Origin of the sequence: Pedobacter immunditicola, from assembly GCF_037482985.1 — a bacterium.
Lineage (GTDB): Bacteria > Bacteroidota > Bacteroidia > Sphingobacteriales > Sphingobacteriaceae > Pedobacter > Pedobacter immunditicola.
Genome location: NZ_JBBHKC010000011.1, coordinates 53,660 through 69,323, shown reverse-complemented (window position 1 = coordinate 69,323; position 15,664 = coordinate 53,660). Strand labels below are relative to the sequence as shown.

The following is a 15,664-nucleotide window of genomic DNA, read 5'->3' as shown; positions in this document are numbered from 1 at the left end:
ACTATGTTACACCGCCCGAGAAGGTTAAGGAAAAATCCTTTAGTTAGAGAGATGGTAGCTGAAACACGGTTATCTAAAGATATGTTCATTTATCCCTACTTTGTTGTTCCGGGTAATAACGTAATTCATCCTTTAGGTTCCATGCCGGGTGTAAGTCATTTTTCTACTGACACCATGGTTAGGGATGTTGAAAAAGGACTGAAACTGGGCATTAATAAAATAATGCTTTTTGGCGTTGGCGACGAGAAAAGTGAAGATGCTCATTTTGCCTATCATGACCATTCTTTGGTGCCGGTTGCCATCAGGGAGCTGAAAAAGAACTTCGGTGATGATTTGTATGTAGTGACCGATGTTTGTGTTTGCTCTTATACCACACATGGTCATTGCGGTATTTTAAAGGACGATTATGTCCAGAATGATGCTACGGTAGAAGTTATTGCCAAGATGGCTTTAACGCATGCACAGGCTGGCGCAGATATGCTTGCCCCATCTGATATGATGGATGGCAGAATCAGAGCGATCAGGGATTTATTAGATAAGAATGATTTTGTAAATACAGCTGTGATGTCACATGCTACCAAATTTGCTTCTGCTTATTATGGTCCCTTTAGAGAGGCTGCTGATTGTGCGCCAAGTAAAGGCGACAGGAAGGCCTACCAGATGGATTTCAGGAATGGCAATGAGGCGCTAAGGGAGGCATTGCTTGATGAAAGTGAAGGAGCAGATGTTTTAATGGTAAAACCTGCATTGGCTTATATGGATGTAATACATCATTTAAATCAACATACAAACCTTCCGATTGCTGCTTATAATGTTTCAGGAGAGTATGCAATGGTGAAGGCAGCAGCAGAACGGGGTTGGATTGACGAAGAGAAAGTGGTAATGGAAACAATGTATGCTTTTGCAAGGGCAGGTGCCAGCATTATTACCACTTACCATATCAGGGATATAGTAGAAAAGAATTGGATGTAATATGTTAGAGTCATTAAAGAAAATATTTTCTGGGAATGAAGGTGATATGCCTATAAATACCGGAAGCAAGCCTGATATTTCAAGGGAAAAATCGGCAGAACTTTACGAGAAAGCGAAGACTTTCTTTCCTGGGGGTGTAAACTCTCCGGTTAGGGCATTCAAATCTGTATATGGCACTCCTTTGTTCATTCAAAAAGGCGATGGTTGTTTTGTGTGGGATGCTGATGGAAATCAGTTCATCGATTTTTGTGCCAGCTGGGGACCATTAATTTTAGGACATAACCATCCAAAAGTTAGGGATAAAGTAACCGAGGTGATGCAGAACGGAATGAGTTTTGGCGCACCAACCGCTTTGGAAAATGAACTCGCTGAACTGATCATAAAAAATAACAAACACGTAGAAAAAATCCGTTTTACCAGTTCTGGTACTGAAGCGGTGATGTCTGCAATCAGGCTGGCCAGGGGTTATACCGGACGCCATAAAATCCTGAAATTTGAAGGTTGTTACCATGGGCATTCTGATTCTTTGCTGGTTAAAGCAGGCTCAGGATTGGTAACTTTTGGTGAAACTTCTTCAGCAGGGGTTCCTCCATCATTTGCCCAGGAAACGATAGTGGTTGCTTTAAATGATACTGATGCTTTAACAAAAGCTTTTGAACAGTTTAAGGACGAAATTGCAGCAGTAATTATTGAAGGGGTTCCTGCAAATAATGGCTTGCTGATCCAGGATAAAGAGTATATTGAATTCTTGCAGGACCTTTGCAAGGAAAATAAGACCTTGTTGATATTTGATGAGGTAATTACCGGTTTTAGAATAGGTTTTGAAGGTGCTGCCACTTATTATGGGGTTAAGCCTGATATCGTAACTTATGGAAAGATTATCGGCGGTGGCTTACCTGTAGGAATGTATGGTGCCTCAGCAGAAATCATGAGCCATATTTCTCCTGAAGGCGGTGTTTACCAAGCAGGGACTTTGTCTGGTAATCCTGTGGCTATGGCTGCCGGTATTGCACAATTGACTGAGCTTTTACGTTCTAATTTCTATAAAGAACTGAATAATAAAACAGCGGAATTTGCGGAAGGTATTCAACGCTTTGCTACCGCAAGGAATTATAAAATTAAGGTATTTTACATTGGTTCTATTTTCTGGTTTGCTTTTACAGAGAAAGAAAAAATACAAAGTGCAGCAGATATAGATCCATCCAGCATGGAAAAATTTAAAATCATGCACCGGGAATTACTCAACCGTGGAATTTACCTGGGACCTTCGGGTTATGAAGTAGGTTTTGTTTCGGCAGCACATACAAAAATAGAATTGGAAAAGGCTAAACGTGCCATTGTGGAAACGCTTGATATTGTTTTTAGAAATAAATAAATGAAGAACTCCCTCATCATATTTTACTTTCTGTTGCTGTACAGCTTGATACAGTTAGTGTCATGGGGTATGCTTGTGATTAAATTGCAGCCCTCAAGGATGGCAATGATATTGGGTGAGGGTGGTGTATTCTTGTTTTTATTATGTGTGGGCGCTTATTTTCTGCTTCAGTCTATCAAAAAGGAAAAACGTTTACATGAACAACAAACCAATTTTTTGTTATCTGTAACACATGAATTGAAATCGCCGCTGGCGGCAATCAAACTTTCCTTGCAAACCATCGTTAAGAGAGATTTAGACAAGGCAAGGCAAACCTCTTTACTTAAAAACTCACTGAAGGACATTGAACGTTTGGATGACCTGGTAGAGAACATGCTGCTGGCAACAAAGATTGAAAATCGTTCTTATTCTTTCCCCAAAGAGGAATTTGACTTTTCAGAACTTGTTAACAAAATTTCTGACCGTTTGCAGATTCATACCTGTGATTGTGAACAGAATATTGCGACTAAAGTACAGCCGGGCATCAAAGTATCCGGTGATCCGTTTGCTTTAGCTTCTGTTGTGACCAATCTGCTGGAAAATGCAGTCAAATATTCGGGTCCTTGTGCACAGGTTAGCGTTGAATTAACTAAATTGAATGGCCACCCGTTCCTGGTTGTAGCGGATAATGGTCCTGGGATACCTGACGAAGAAAAAATGCTCATTTTTGATAAGTTTTATCGTGTGGGTGACGAGCGGGTGCGGAAGGCAAAAGGAACAGGGTTAGGCCTGTTTATTGTTAAAGAAGTATTACAAAACCACGACGCTGATATCAGCGTTAAAGATAATGTGCCCCAGGGTACAATTTTTGAAGTTACATTTAGCTGATTCCTATGCAACAGAAACTAAGAATATTATTGGTCGAAGATGAAGACCATTTATTAGATGCGATAAAATTAAACCTTGAATTGGAAGGTTATAAAGTTCATGCGGTAAAAGATGGTAAAACGGCGCTTAAAGTTTTTAAGGAGGAACGTTTTAACCTGATCATCCTTGACGTGATGCTGCCGGAGATGGATGGTTTCCAGGTATGTGAAACCATACGCCTGGAAAATGCTGAAGTGCCCATTCTTTTCTTAACAGCAAAAAACACAAGTGAAGACCGTGTAATGGGATTGAAGAAAGGTGCAGATGATTACCTGGTGAAGCCATTTAACCTGGAAGAACTGATCTTAAGGGTGGGTATCCTGGTTAAGCGCAGCATGAAGGCTGATGACTTAAAAGAACTTAATTCCTATAAAATTGGCGATAAAACTATTTATTTCAATTCTTTTGAATTGAAACAGGATGATGGTGTTATTGTTCCTTTGACCAAAAAGGAAACGATGTTATTGAAGTTATTGATAGAGCGTAAAAACGAAGCGGTATCAAGAGAGCAAATTCTGGAAACCGTTTGGAATTATGATGTTTATCCTTCTACAAGAACGATCGATAACTTTATTTTAACCTTCCGTAAGTATTTTGAACCTGATCAGAAAAATCCTGTTTACTTTCACTCCATCAGAGGGGTTGGTTATAAATTCACCGATATTAATAATTAATGTTTAGCGCCAAAGGTAGATACTTACTGATGGCTACTACGGCCGTTGCTGGCATTGGCTGCCTGTTGGTTAAAGAATACCAGCTAGCCTCCTTTTTAGGACTGATGCTTGCGCTGTTAATCTGGAGTCACTATAAGCAAAGTTCGGTTTTATTAGCTTCCAAACATTTTAAGAAAGGGAATTATGAAGCCACAGAAAATGCATTGGATGAGGTTCCTGATCCGGAACGTTTAGCGAAAAACAGAAGAGGTTATTATGAATTTATGCGCGCCAATATTGCCTTACACAGGGAGCAATATGAGGAGGCGGAATACCATTTCCAATTGGCAAGCAGGTTTCCACTGGGTGGCAAAACAGATAAAGTTTTTGTTCTGATCCATCTGGCAAATCTTGCATTGCGTAAGAAGGATAAGCTTAGGATTTTGGCTTACCTGGAGATTGCAAAGGATATGGCGAGTACGCCTAGAGCCAAGGAAATAATTAATAGAATAGAAAAAGAAGCGAATAGCTTATAAACACCATATAATTTTTTTTAGATGAACACGTTATTTTTAGATGCAGCATTTTCAAAGCAAACTGAACGTCCACCCGTATGGATGATGCGCCAGGCTGGCCGTTTTATGCCTGAATACTGGGAAATAAAGAATAAATATTCTTTCCTTGAAATGTGCAAAACGCCCGAACTGGCTGCTGATGTAACGATGTTACCAGTCGATTTGCTGGGTATTGATGCGGCTATCTTGTTTTCAGATATCCTGGTAACAGGTGAGGCCATGGGCGGAGACTTAAGCTTTACACAAGGGGTCGGACCGCGGTTTGCCAATCCGGTAAGTACCCTTGCTGATGTGGAGGCTTTAAATGTTGATTGTTTAGATAAGCTGCAATATGTGGCTGATGCCATTAAAGTTATTCAGCAACGCCTGGATAACAAAATCCCTTTGATTGGATTTGCAGGTGCACCATTTACGGTAATGAGTTACCTTGTAGAGGGTGGTTCATCTAAAGACTTCAAGAAAACTAAACTTTTTATTCATAATCATCCGGAGACTGCGCATAAGCTGTTGGCTAAAATAGCTAAAGTGACCGCTGAGTATTTAAACCTTCAAATTGCTGCCGGCGTGAATGCCGTTCAGATTTTTGATAGCTGGGCATTGGCTTTAACATGGAACGATTACCGTGAGTTTTCTCACCGCTACATTCAGGAAATAATTGCTAACCTGAACAGAAAAGATATCCCGGTGATTTCTTTCTGTAAAGGAAGCTCTGTGTTTGCACCAATGATGGCAGAAGCGAATCCTGATGTGATTTCTGTCGACTGGAACGCCGATTTATTGAATATCAAAAATATCCTGCCTGCAGGTATGGCTGTTCAGGGGAACCTTGATCCTCATATTTTGTATGCGGATAAACCGGTGATCAAAAAATATATCTTAGCATTGTTTGAACGCATGCGCGGGGAGAAGGGATTCATTCTTAACCTTGGCCATGGTATCATGCCGGATATTCCTTTCGACAACGTGAAATACGCAATAGATGTGGTAAAGGGATTTAAATATTAATTACCATGGCTTATTATTACGTTCTTGCTGTTCACATCATTTTTGTTGTTAGCTGGATGGCAGGGTTGTTTTATGGAGTCAGGTTGTTTATTTATTATACAGAAGCCAATGATAAGCCTGAAATGGAAAGGCTTATCTTACAGCGTGAATATCAAAAGATAACGCAAAGATTGTGGAGCATTATAACAACGCCGGCAATGGTGCTCACTGTTGCTGCCGGGGTTACCATGCTCTTCATCCGTCCCGCATTGCTTTCCATGCCCTGGATGCATGTTAAACTGGCATTTGTCGTGTTATTACTTACCTATCATTTTCTTTGTCTACGTATTTTGAACCAGCTTAAAAAGGGAATTTTTAAGCTGAGTTCTTTTCAACTCCGTTTATGGAACGAAGTGGCAACCATTATCCTGGTCGCCATCGTTTTTGCCGTAGTATTGAAAAGTGCGGTCGACTGGATCTATGGATTGATAGGATTGGTTATTTTTTCTACCGTGATCATGCTTGCTGTAAAATGGTATAAAAGCTACAGAAAAAAACTTGATGAATAATTGGAGAGTTGCGTAGTCATTTAAATTAATTAGCTCTTCATCACCATTAAATAACAAAAACATGAGAATGAAAACAACGCTGCTAACGTTGACTTTAGGGATGTTGATGAATGCAGTTTTTGGTCAGTTTAACCAGAAGGCTATTGAAAATCGCATTCGTCCTGACAGTAACGCCGTGGGTGAAGTTCAGTTCAATTTCTATAATTTCAATTTCGTTAGAAATTACGAGTATAGTAATGATTTTCATGATGGCTATACTTTATATGGTACGCAAATACAGCCTCAATTGGTTTACCAGGCCCATCCAAACTTGGCGATTACCGCAGGTGCCGTGATCAGGAAAGATTTCGGGGATAACGGTGTTTACAATGCCAAGCCATTATTCAGCGTTAAATACCAGAAACGTGACCTCAGTCTTATTTTTGGAAGTATCGAAGGTGGCATTCACCATAATTACATCGAACCAATATATAATTTTGAACGACATATCACTGATCCGGTGGAGTACGGAACGCAGTTGCTGGTTGAAAAAGAGAAGTTTAAACTTGATGCCTGGATAGCCTGGCAGAAAATGATCTACCGGGGATCAGCAGCTAAAGAAGAGATTATTGGTGGCCTTTCTACAGAAACCACCATCTCCAACTTCAATGGCTGGAAGTTTAGTGTTCCTGCTCAATTCCTGGTTTATCACCAGGGCGGTCAGATTGATGTGTTAAAAGACATTCCATTGACCACGTTATTCAATGGTGCCACAGGTTTTAAATTGCATAAAGTAATTGATGGCCGAAGGATCAAGGAAGTTTATACAGATAACTACGTGGCTGCTTATAAAGATTTCTCTGGCGATAAAAGGCGTGCTTACCAGGGTGGTTATGGCTTATGGCTAAACGCCGGAATGGAAACCACATTCGGTAGCATTGTTGCTTCTTACTGGAAAGGAAATAAATTCATTTCTATTAAAGGGATGCCTTTATATGAATCAGTTTCCAATAATTTATACAATACCGGTTTTACCCAGAATCACCGGAATATTTTATCGTTGCGTTATGCATACCAGCAGGAACTTATCCCAAACCTGTATCTTGATGTGCGTTTTGAACCGCATATTGATCTTGATGATTCCAGTAAACAACTTCAATTTAATCATTCTTTCTTCCTCACTTATAAGCAAAATTTTAAGCTATTTAAGATTAAAAAATAAGATAACCTGGCCTTTGAAACTTAAAGCTTTTCTGATAATCAATAGCTATGCTTTTTGCTATATCATGGAAAGCCATGTTGTAAATATCGTCAGTAACATCGACCTTGTTTATTCATCTAAAAAATAGTTTAAACCAGGTGCAACCTTTGCATTTCGATTCGCATCTTCATTAAACCAAACAAGCAAATGAAGTTGACAAAAACCTATACTATTGATGATTTGATGGTGGGCTGCAAAGCCGGGGACCGCAAGGCGCAGGAGCTGCTTTATAAGCAGACTTCAGCCAAGATGTTCGCCCTGTGTTTACGCTATGCCCGGGATCGGATGGAAGCTGAGGATTCCCTGCAAATGGGCTATATTAAAATTTTCAATAACATAAAGGATTACCGTGCTGAGGGTTCTTTTGAAGGTTGGATAAGGCGCATCATGGTCAATACAGCCATTGAAAGTTATCGGAAAAACCTTAAAAGTCTAAACCTTGTGCAGTTGGATGATGCTTATGAGCAACCTGCAGTAAGTTTCGACTATAGTAAATTGGAAATGCAGGATTTGCTGAAGCTTATTCAGCAGCTGGCGGATGGTTATCGCCTGGTTTTTAACATGTACATTATTGAGGGCTATTCCCATAAAGAAATTGCGCAGACCCTGGGCATTTCTGAAAGCGCAAGTAAATCGCAACTTTCGAGGGCAAGGGCCGTATTAAAAGAAAAAATCACAAAAATGGAGGGCTTAAATTATGCACAATATACAGGATAAGGATTTGGATCAATTGTTTAAAGATAAACTAGCTGATGCTGCGGTGGAACCACCTGCTGTTCTTTGGGCCAATATTGAGCAACAAATCCAACCAAAGCAAAAAAGGCCGCTGCCCATTTACTGGATGCCTGCAGCAATGGCTTTTGTAGCCATTGCTGCAGGCTTGTTATTCAATGATGAGGATAAAATGCAGTTACACGGTAGTCCTGAAGTAGTAACTACCGAGATAAAGCCTTCGCAGGAAGTTAAAGAATTGCCAGTTATCGAACCTGTTATTACCCCGGTTCAAAAGGCCAAAGAAGTGCTGACAGCAAAACAACCCGCTGTAAGGCGACAGCCGGAAAATGTTTTGATCGCTATGCAACCTTCAGCCCCCAAAGTTCATCTTAAACATATAAACACCACAAAGAAACAGGAATTAAAGGTTGCAGAAATGGAGATCGAAGTTGCCCAGGTTACCCCATCTCCAGCAGCAACCGAAGAAGCAATTGCCGGTCAGGGTGTGGCAGAAACAGAGGGTGTAACCAACGAGAAAAATGGAATTAATAACATTGGAGACCTGGTCAATCTTGTGGTGGAAAAAGTAGATAAAAGGGAAAAGAAGTTCCTCCAGTTTAAATCGGATGATGATGATAATTCTTCACTGGTGGCCATTAATATAGGGATCATTAAATTGAATGGAAAGAATAAATCAAAACGTTAAAACCATAAACTAAACATAAATGAAGAAGTTAATTATTGCAGCACTGATGGTCAGCGGACTGGCCCTTGGGATGACAGGAACAGCAACCGCACAAATAGACAGTACAGCTAAGGATAGCCTGAACAATAATCGTGGCTTGCAGCAACAAGATAGTGTGACAAAGGATCAGGCAAAAAAAGGCCGGTTTATAGGTGGCATTACTTTCACGAGGCTTGATTTGGGTTTTTCCAAACTGGTGGACAACGGCAGTTTTAACCTGTCGCCAACTAATGATTTTTTGAGCTATAAAGGCGTTAAAACCTCGACAATTTCTTTCGATGTCATCCAGTTCGGTTATCGTTTTAACCCTCATTTCAAAGTATACATTGCAGGTGGTTTCGACTGGACTTTAATTCGCCTGCGAAATAACATTACCATACAACAAGGTACCCGCGATTTAACTTATGTGGAGGAAAACACGGACTTTAGTAAAAACCGTTTCTCCAACAGTTATGTACATATTCCCCTGAATTTTGAATTCCGTTCTAAAGAAAATGATAAGGGTAAACGTTTCTATTTCGTCGTTGGTCCGGAGGTGAGTTTTTTACTCAACGGAAAAGTGAAACAAGTGAGTGATGAGCATGGCAAGGTAAAATATAGAGATGATTATAACTTCCAGGCTTTCCGTTATGGTGGCGCAGTGCGTATCGGTTATGGCGGCTTAGGCATCTTCACTAAATATTACTTTAATGACATGTTTGATAGCCCGGCACAAAAAGGATTGAAAAACATGTCGTTTGGTATTACCTTCGGAATGAACTAAGACACACAAAATTATTACCTTTACCAAAGTGAAGGAACAGGTCATTAGCGTACAGCAGTTAACGAAACAATATCAAAGCACACCAGTCTCGGGGGTAAACAATATCAGTTTTGATATTGAGCAAGGACAGATTGTTGCCATACTTGGAGAAAGCGGAAGCGGAAAATCTACCCTGTTGAAATGTATTTATGGCTTGCTCAAGGTGGATGCCGGGCAGGTGCTTTTTAACGGAGAAAGAGTTGCCGGACCGGATGAACAATTGATACCCGGACATAAGGATATGAAAATGGTTACCCAAGACTTTTCATTGAATATTTATGCCAAGGTTTATGATAACATTGCATCAATGCTTTCCAATACAGATGTTAAAGGAAAGCAGGAGAAAACTTTGCAGATGATGCAACACCTGAACATTGTTCATTTAAAGGATAAAAAGATTACCGAGCTAAGCGGAGGGGAGCAACAGCGGGTAGCCATTGCAAAAGCCCTGATCAGTGATACAGCTGTGTTGTTGCTCGATGAACCATTTAGCCAGATAGATGCACTGCTCAAAAACCAACTCCGTGCGGATATCAAAAGAATTGTTGCCGATACAGGTGTTACTGTCATCATGGTATCCCATGATCCTGCCGATGGACTTTTCCTTGCCGATAAGTTGTTGCTGATCAAAGATGGCCAGCTTATACAACAGGGAGAGCCTTCTTACGTTTATAACCACCCTTCCAGTGTTTATACTGCCCAGTTGCTTGGTAACGCTAACGCCTTGTCTTCAGCTTCGGCTGAAAAGCTGGGCTTACATAGTGCCGGTAAAAAGGTTGTTTTTTATCCTGAATGGATAGAATTGAAAAGTTCCATGAGCAGCAGAAGGTTCGAAGTAAAAGATGTATACTATAAAGGCTTTTATGAAGAACTACTGCTGGAAAGGAACGGTGTAAGGATCAGGGCGATACAACTTAATCGCGGTGAACATAAAAAGAATGACCATATCCAGGCATACGTCAATAAGTTTTTAACATTCCAGTAATTTAAGAAGTCAATCTGTTTTTTTGAAGTCACTTTGTTGTAATATTCAAGCTGTATTTGATATATTAATAGAAGATGATTTTGTCTTTTATTGATTAACTGTAACTTTGGACTATTGAATTAAGATAGATCTAATATGACAAGTGAACAAAAAGCATTGATTACAGCTACTGTACCCGTATTAAGGGAAAACGGTGTACTTCTGACTACACACTTCTATAATAGGATGTTTACACATAATCCTGAGCTTAAGAACTTATTTAACATGGGAAACCAGCAAAATGGAAAACAGCAGACTGCACTGGCCATGGCTGTTTTAGCTTATGCTGAAAATATCGCAAATCCGGCTGTACTGGCACCTACAGTAGACCGCATTGGACATAAACATGTGAGTTTAGATATTCGTCCGGAACAATACCTGATTGTTGGAAAACACCTTATCGCTTCTATACAGGAAGTGCTGGGAGCGGCTGCAACGCCGGAGATCGTAGATGCCTGGTCGGCCGCCTACGCGCAGCTGGCGAAATTGATGTCTGGTCATGAAGCAGGCTTATATGAACAACAAACCTTAAAAACGAATGGCTGGACAGGTTGGCGTCCATTTAAAGTAGGGAAGAAAGAAATTGAATCTGCTGAAATCACATCTTTCTATTTATATCCAGCAGACGGTGGGAAGGTAATGCAACACATTCCTGGTCAGTTTATCAGCTTACGACTTTACTTGCCTGAATTGAGCTTAAAACAACCCAGGCAATACAGTGTCTCCAGTACACCTGCACAAGATTACTACCGTATCTCCGTGAAGAAAGAAAAAGGTGCTGAACTTAATACTGATGGTTTGATCAGCAACAGGCTCCATGATTTTGTTAATGAAGGTGATCTCGTTGAATTAACTGCACCAACTGGAAATTTCACTTTACCAGAAAAGATGGAAGGTCCGGTGATGTTAATCAGTGGGGGAGTAGGATTGACCCCGATGATCAGTATGTTGCAACATTTAGTAGATAAAAATTATTCGTTTCCTATAACCTGGCTGCACGGTTGCCGAAACAGTTCAGTTCACGCGTTTAAAGAGCAGCTGGAAACCATTACCGAATCAAAGGCTAATGTGGAAAAGCACATCTTTTATAATGACCTCACCGAAGAAGATAAACAGGAAGGTATTTTGGAAGGACATTTAGACATCAAACAGCTACCATCATTTTCAGGCGAACCGGGTACGAAGTATTATTTATGCGGACCATCGATTTTCATTCAGAAACAGTACAAAGATCTTGTTGCGATGGGAGTGGATAAAGAGTCGATTTTATTTGAAGAGTTTGGACCTCAATTGCTTAATCTTAATTAAAAAACGATTTTCGAATAATCGAGATCTCTGAACATGAGTAAGAAACCCGCTGATGTAAATGCTCTAAAAGCTTAGGTTGCAACAATGGAACCGATGATTGTTCAGCTTCTTAAAAGCACGTCGTACAAAAAAAGCGACAATACCTCTTGAGGTATTGTCGCTTTTTTTGTGTTGTTTGAATGTTGTTTTAGTTTAAAGTGGAAGTCACGATGACAACCCTTAAGCCGGTTGGCACAGCAGGTCGTGCTGGTGTTCCATTAGCGGAACTGGTTTGTATATCAATGGTGATGAAACCAGGCCTTGCTGAGTAGCTATAAGCTTGTCCGTCAAATGTCATCGGTAATTGCCTGTATTCGTTAACTGAATTATCAGGATAAATATATACCATTACCCCATCATTTGCAAAAGCCTCTTCATTAAGTTCCGGCATGTTGATCGTTGTGGTTAAACGAGTTCCGCCTTCAATTGACTGCCAGTCAGATGGGTTAATTACCGTTTCTATAGTCTCATTTGGCAAGCCTGAATCTATAATCGTTTCTTTTTTGCATGATGCCAACCCTAGTGTAGCGATGCAAAGGAGGAGTAAAAAGCCTTTTTTCATATTGCGTGTTTAGTACTCGTTAAGCAAATATATTGCCACAATATGCAAAAGCCCTAAACCAGGTATTCAAATAAGGTTTTATCGTTATTCAGTTCGATATATTCAAAATTAAATTCCTCCATTCTTTTCAACAGTGATTCATAATCAGCGGCTTGTGCCAATTCAATTCCCACTAATGCTGGTCCGCTTTCCTTGTTAGTTTTCTTAATAAATTCAAAACGGGTAATATCATCATGCGGCCCTAAAACATCATTAACAAAACGTTTAAGGGCACCTGGTCGCTGCGGGAAACGAATAATGAAGTAATGTTTCAATCCTTCGAAAAGTAATGACTTTTCTTTGATCTCCTGCATGCGCTCAATATCGTTGTTACCTCCACTGATGATACAAACCACGGTTTTATTTTCAATCAGGTGTTTTACCTGGTCAAGAGAGGCTACCGATAACGCACCTGCCGGTTCTACCACAATGGCATCCTCATTATATAATTTTAAGATGGTGGTACAAACTTTACCTTCAGGAATTAATAACATGTCATCCAGAAGAATATTGCAATGACGATAATTTAAGTCGCCAACCCTTTTTACAGAGGCTCCATCAACAAACTTATCCACCGTTTCCAAGGTAATTGGACCACCATTACTCAGGGCTTGCTTCATGGAAGGGGCACCTAAAGGTTCAACGCCGATAAGTGTAACTGAGGGTTTCACCGATCTGAGGTAACTTCCGACCCCGGAAGCAAGACCTCCGCCACCAATAGGCATCAGCACCATATCTATATCCGGCAAGTCTTCGAATATTTCTACACCCACGGTACCCTGACCTTCAATGATTTTAGCATTATCAAAAGGAGGGATAAATGTCATCTGGTGGGCCTTCGTATATAGGATAGCCTCTTTCATGCAATCATCAAAAGTATCACCAACAAGTACAATTCTGATGTTGCCATTACCAAACATTTCTGTTTGTTTCACCTTTTGTTTCGGCGTAATCTCCGGCATAAAGATGACCCCTTTAATATCCAGTTTCTTACAGGAATAAGCCACGCCCTGTGCATGGTTGCCTGCACTGGCACAAACTACACCACTTGCTCTTTGTTGTTCGTTTAGGGTGCTGATCATGTTATAAGCACCACGCAATTTATACGAACGAACAACCTGCAGATCCTCCCGCTTCAGGTAAATACGTGCATTGTACTTTTCAGAAAGTCCTGCATTGTATTCCAGAGGCGTTCTCTTCACGGTATCGCTGATTCTCTTTGCTGCTGCCAGAAAATCATATTCTACTTCATTCGCTATTTTCATTTGAGTATAGTTTGTTCTTCAATGGAAATGAAGCTATCATAAGCTTGTTTGATGCGATTTGTAAGTGGCAAGCTTATGATGGTTTCATTAGAGTATGGTTTGTTCTTCAAATGGTGATGAAGTTATCATCAGCTGATATTGGATCTAGGGTGCATCTACCATGATCTACATGGTAGATGCACCCTAGATCCAATGTTCCTTCACATTCATCTTTATATTGTTTGTTCTTTAATGATGGTTGTATCATAATTTAATTTCACCGTCATCCCGGACCCGTGCCGGGATCAATTAATTTCAGGATCTTAAAGCGTCAAACTTTGTTTTAAATTAGATGCTGAACTGAATTCAGCATGACGGACTCATTTATGATAAAACCTTATTCTTATAAAAATTTATTTATTGCATCCAAATAAGCATTGGCCGAGGCTTTTACGATATCTGTACTGAAACCATAGCCTACATAAAATTTACCATCATGGGTAATCTTCATGTTTACCTTACTCACATCGTCACTACCACCATGCATAGCCTGGATGGTAAAGTCTTTAAGTTCTATAGATTTCCCAATGATACTATCGATGGCTTTGATGGTCGCATTAACAGGTCCGTTGCCTTTAGCCATGGCCTCATGCTCTTCCCCATTAAATTCCAGGACAATGTTAGCCGTAGGGCTTACAGGATCTCCACAGACAACCTGCAAGAGGTTAAGTTTGTAACCATTTTTATAAGGATTGTCTTCTCCATCACTCATTAAATAAAGCAAGTCATCATCAGTGATCGTTTTCTTTGCATCTGCCATCACTAAGAAGCGCTCATAGACATGATCAAGGTTAAGACGATCATCGCTATAGCCCAGGCGCTCGAGATGGTGTTTCAAGGCATGGCGGCCACTACGTGCAGTCAAAATAATATCTGCCTTGTCGATGCCAACATCTTCAGGGTTCATAATTTCATAATTCTCCCTGTGTTTTAAAAACCCATCCTGGTGGATACCAGAGCTATGGGCAAAAGCATTCTGACCAATGATGGCTTTGTTAGGCTGCACAGGCATACGCATCATTCTGCTCACCATGGCACTGATATCACTAAAGTGTTTGGTGTTGAGATTGGTGTGAAGGTTTAAGGCGTGGTGCGTTTTTAAAATCATCGCTACTTCTTCCAGTGCAGTATTACCTGCACGCTCACCGATACCGTTAATGGTACATTCAATTTGGCGGGCACCATTCATGATACCGGATAAAGTATTTGCGGTTGCCAGGCCCAGGTCATTGTGGCAATGAACAGCAATAATAGCCTGATCAATATTTTTTACATGTTCTTTAAGGTACAGGATTTTAGCCCCGTATTGATCTGGTAAACAATAGCCGTTGGTATCTGGAATGTTCACTACAGTAGCACCTGCAGCGATAACCGCTTCAACCATTTGTGCTAAAAATATGTCATCTGCACGACCAGCGTCTTCGGCATAAAACTCAATATCTTCTACAAACTGTTTGGCATATTTAACAGCTTCAACAGCACGCTCGAGGATGGCCTCCCGCGTGCTGTTGAATTTATATTTGATGTGCATATCCGATGCACCGATACCTGTATGGATACGTGGTCTTTTTGCATATTGTAAGGCAGCAACCGCGGCATCAATATCACCTTTGTTAGCCCTTGTTAAAGCACAAATGACAGGATATTGAACAGCCTTAGAAAGCTCTACCACACTTTGGAAGTCGCCCGGACTTGAAATGGGGAAACCAGCCTCAATCACATCAACACCCAGTGCTTCCAATGCTTTAGCGATTTCAACCTTTTCATGCGTTGCCAACTGGCAACCTGGTACTTGCTCTCCATCACGAAGGGTGGTATCAAATACATAAACTCTATTTGGATCGTGTAACATA

The 15,664-nt window shown here is 40.5% G+C and carries 16 protein-coding genes; 13 read left to right on the top strand and 3 right to left on the bottom strand.

Annotation, left to right across the window (positions count from 1 at the left end; translation table 11 throughout):
- Nucleotides 1–3 precede the first annotated feature (3 nt).
- From hemB to hmpA, 13 genes are all read left to right on the top strand, one after another.
- The gene (hemB, locus tag WG905_RS17720; protein ID WP_339593093.1) at nucleotides 4–972 is read left to right on the top strand and encodes a porphobilinogen synthase; all 969 of its coding nucleotides are present in this window, start codon (nucleotides 4–6) and stop codon (nucleotides 970–972) included.
- Nucleotide 973: 1 nt separating this feature from the next.
- Nucleotides 974–2,347, top strand: coding sequence for a glutamate-1-semialdehyde 2,1-aminomutase (gene hemL / locus WG905_RS17715; protein WP_339593092.1), 1,374 nt, complete (start codon nucleotides 974–976; stop codon nucleotides 2,345–2,347).
- Nucleotides 2,348–3,214 carry a sensor histidine kinase gene (locus tag WG905_RS17710; protein ID WP_339593091.1) on the top strand — a complete coding sequence of 289 codons (867 nt, stop codon included), beginning with the start codon at nucleotides 2,348–2,350 and terminating at the stop codon, nucleotides 3,212–3,214.
- A 5-nt stretch (nucleotides 3,215–3,219) separates the two neighbouring features.
- Nucleotides 3,220–3,927, top strand: a complete 708-nt coding sequence (locus WG905_RS17705; protein ID WP_339593090.1) for a response regulator transcription factor — start codon at nucleotides 3,220–3,222, stop codon at nucleotides 3,925–3,927.
- Between the two features lie 29 nt (nucleotides 3,928–3,956).
- Nucleotides 3,957–4,442 (top strand): hypothetical protein, encoded by a 486-nt coding sequence (locus tag WG905_RS17700; protein ID WP_339593089.1) that lies wholly within the window; start codon nucleotides 3,957–3,959, stop codon nucleotides 4,440–4,442.
- 21 nt (nucleotides 4,443–4,463) lie between these two features.
- Entirely contained in the window at nucleotides 4,464–5,486 is a 1,023-nt protein-coding gene (hemE, locus tag WG905_RS17695; protein WP_339593088.1) for a uroporphyrinogen decarboxylase, read from the top strand.
- Nucleotides 5,487–5,491: 5 nt separating this feature from the next.
- Entirely contained in the window at nucleotides 5,492–6,034 is a 543-nt protein-coding gene (locus tag WG905_RS17690; RefSeq protein ID WP_339593087.1) for a CopD family protein, read from the top strand.
- 67 nt (nucleotides 6,035–6,101) lie between these two features.
- Complete coding sequence (locus tag WG905_RS17685; protein ID WP_339593086.1) at nucleotides 6,102–7,235, top strand: hypothetical protein; 1,134 nt, start codon at nucleotides 6,102–6,104, stop codon at nucleotides 7,233–7,235.
- A 186-nt stretch (nucleotides 7,236–7,421) separates the two neighbouring features.
- A complete protein-coding gene (locus tag WG905_RS17680; protein WP_339593085.1) occupies nucleotides 7,422–7,991 on the top strand; it encodes an RNA polymerase sigma factor in 570 nt (189 codons plus the stop codon).
- Complete coding sequence (locus WG905_RS17675; protein ID WP_339593084.1) at nucleotides 7,972–8,694, top strand: hypothetical protein; 723 nt, start codon at nucleotides 7,972–7,974, stop codon at nucleotides 8,692–8,694. Before WG905_RS17680 ends, WG905_RS17675 begins: the two co-directional genes overlap by 20 nt.
- Before the next feature lie 19 nt (nucleotides 8,695–8,713).
- A complete protein-coding gene (locus WG905_RS17670; RefSeq protein ID WP_339593083.1) occupies nucleotides 8,714–9,496 on the top strand; it encodes an outer membrane beta-barrel protein in 783 nt (260 codons plus the stop codon).
- A gap of 28 nt (nucleotides 9,497–9,524) precedes the next feature.
- Complete coding sequence (locus tag WG905_RS17665; RefSeq protein ID WP_339593082.1) at nucleotides 9,525–10,520, top strand: ABC transporter ATP-binding protein; 996 nt, start codon at nucleotides 9,525–9,527, stop codon at nucleotides 10,518–10,520.
- A 135-nt stretch (nucleotides 10,521–10,655) separates the two neighbouring features.
- Nucleotides 10,656–11,867 (top strand): NO-inducible flavohemoprotein, encoded by a 1,212-nt coding sequence (gene hmpA, locus WG905_RS17660; RefSeq protein ID WP_339593081.1) that lies wholly within the window; start codon nucleotides 10,656–10,658, stop codon nucleotides 11,865–11,867.
- A gap of 187 nt (nucleotides 11,868–12,054) precedes the next feature.
- Here hmpA and WG905_RS17655 read toward each other — a convergent pair whose 3' ends face one another.
- The 3 genes from WG905_RS17655 to WG905_RS17645 all read right to left on the bottom strand — a co-directional run bounded on the left by WG905_RS17655 (nucleotide 12,055) and on the right by WG905_RS17645 (nucleotide 15,663).
- On the bottom strand, nucleotides 12,055–12,468 hold the full coding sequence (locus WG905_RS17655) for a hypothetical protein (RefSeq protein WP_339593080.1): 414 nt from the start codon (nucleotides 12,466–12,468) through the stop codon (nucleotides 12,055–12,057).
- Nucleotides 12,469–12,521: 53 nt separating this feature from the next.
- Nucleotides 12,522–13,772 carry a threonine ammonia-lyase IlvA gene (ilvA, locus tag WG905_RS17650; protein ID WP_339593079.1) on the bottom strand — a complete coding sequence of 417 codons (1,251 nt, stop codon included), beginning with the start codon at nucleotides 13,770–13,772 and terminating at the stop codon, nucleotides 12,522–12,524.
- Between the two features lie 382 nt (nucleotides 13,773–14,154).
- A complete protein-coding gene (locus WG905_RS17645) occupies nucleotides 14,155–15,663 on the bottom strand; it encodes a 2-isopropylmalate synthase (protein ID WP_339593078.1) in 1,509 nt (502 codons plus the stop codon).
- Between the last annotated feature and the right edge of the window lies 1 nt (nucleotide 15,664).

Excerpts from the sequence above, each read along its gene's own strand:
- hemB (WP_339593093.1), top strand. The coding sequence starts at position 4 with ATGTTACACCGCCCGAGAAGGTTAAGGAAAAATCCTTTAGTTAGAGAG.
- hemL (WP_339593092.1), top strand. The coding sequence starts at position 974 with ATGTTAGAGTCATTAAAGAAAATATTTTCTGGGAATGAAGGTGATATG.
- WG905_RS17710 (WP_339593091.1), top strand. The coding sequence starts at position 2,348 with ATGAAGAACTCCCTCATCATATTTTACTTTCTGTTGCTGTACAGCTTG.
- WG905_RS17705 (WP_339593090.1), top strand. The coding sequence starts at position 3,220 with ATGCAACAGAAACTAAGAATATTATTGGTCGAAGATGAAGACCATTTA.
- WG905_RS17700 (WP_339593089.1), top strand. The coding sequence starts at position 3,957 with ATGGCTACTACGGCCGTTGCTGGCATTGGCTGCCTGTTGGTTAAAGAA.
- hemE (WP_339593088.1), top strand. The coding sequence starts at position 4,464 with ATGAACACGTTATTTTTAGATGCAGCATTTTCAAAGCAAACTGAACGT.
- WG905_RS17690 (WP_339593087.1), top strand. The coding sequence starts at position 5,492 with ATGGCTTATTATTACGTTCTTGCTGTTCACATCATTTTTGTTGTTAGC.
- WG905_RS17685 (WP_339593086.1), top strand. The coding sequence starts at position 6,102 with ATGAAAACAACGCTGCTAACGTTGACTTTAGGGATGTTGATGAATGCA.
- WG905_RS17680 (WP_339593085.1), top strand. The coding sequence starts at position 7,422 with ATGAAGTTGACAAAAACCTATACTATTGATGATTTGATGGTGGGCTGC.
- WG905_RS17675 (WP_339593084.1), top strand. The coding sequence starts at position 7,972 with ATGCACAATATACAGGATAAGGATTTGGATCAATTGTTTAAAGATAAA.
- WG905_RS17670 (WP_339593083.1), top strand. The coding sequence starts at position 8,714 with ATGAAGAAGTTAATTATTGCAGCACTGATGGTCAGCGGACTGGCCCTT.
- hmpA (WP_339593081.1), top strand. The coding sequence starts at position 10,656 with ATGACAAGTGAACAAAAAGCATTGATTACAGCTACTGTACCCGTATTA.
- WG905_RS17655 (WP_339593080.1), bottom strand. The coding sequence starts at position 12,468 with ATGAAAAAAGGCTTTTTACTCCTCCTTTGCATCGCTACACTAGGGTTG.
- ilvA (WP_339593079.1), bottom strand. The coding sequence starts at position 13,772 with ATGAAAATAGCGAATGAAGTAGAATATGATTTTCTGGCAGCAGCAAAG.
- WG905_RS17645 (WP_339593078.1), bottom strand. The coding sequence starts at position 15,663 with ATGTTACACGATCCAAATAGAGTTTATGTATTTGATACCACCCTTCGT.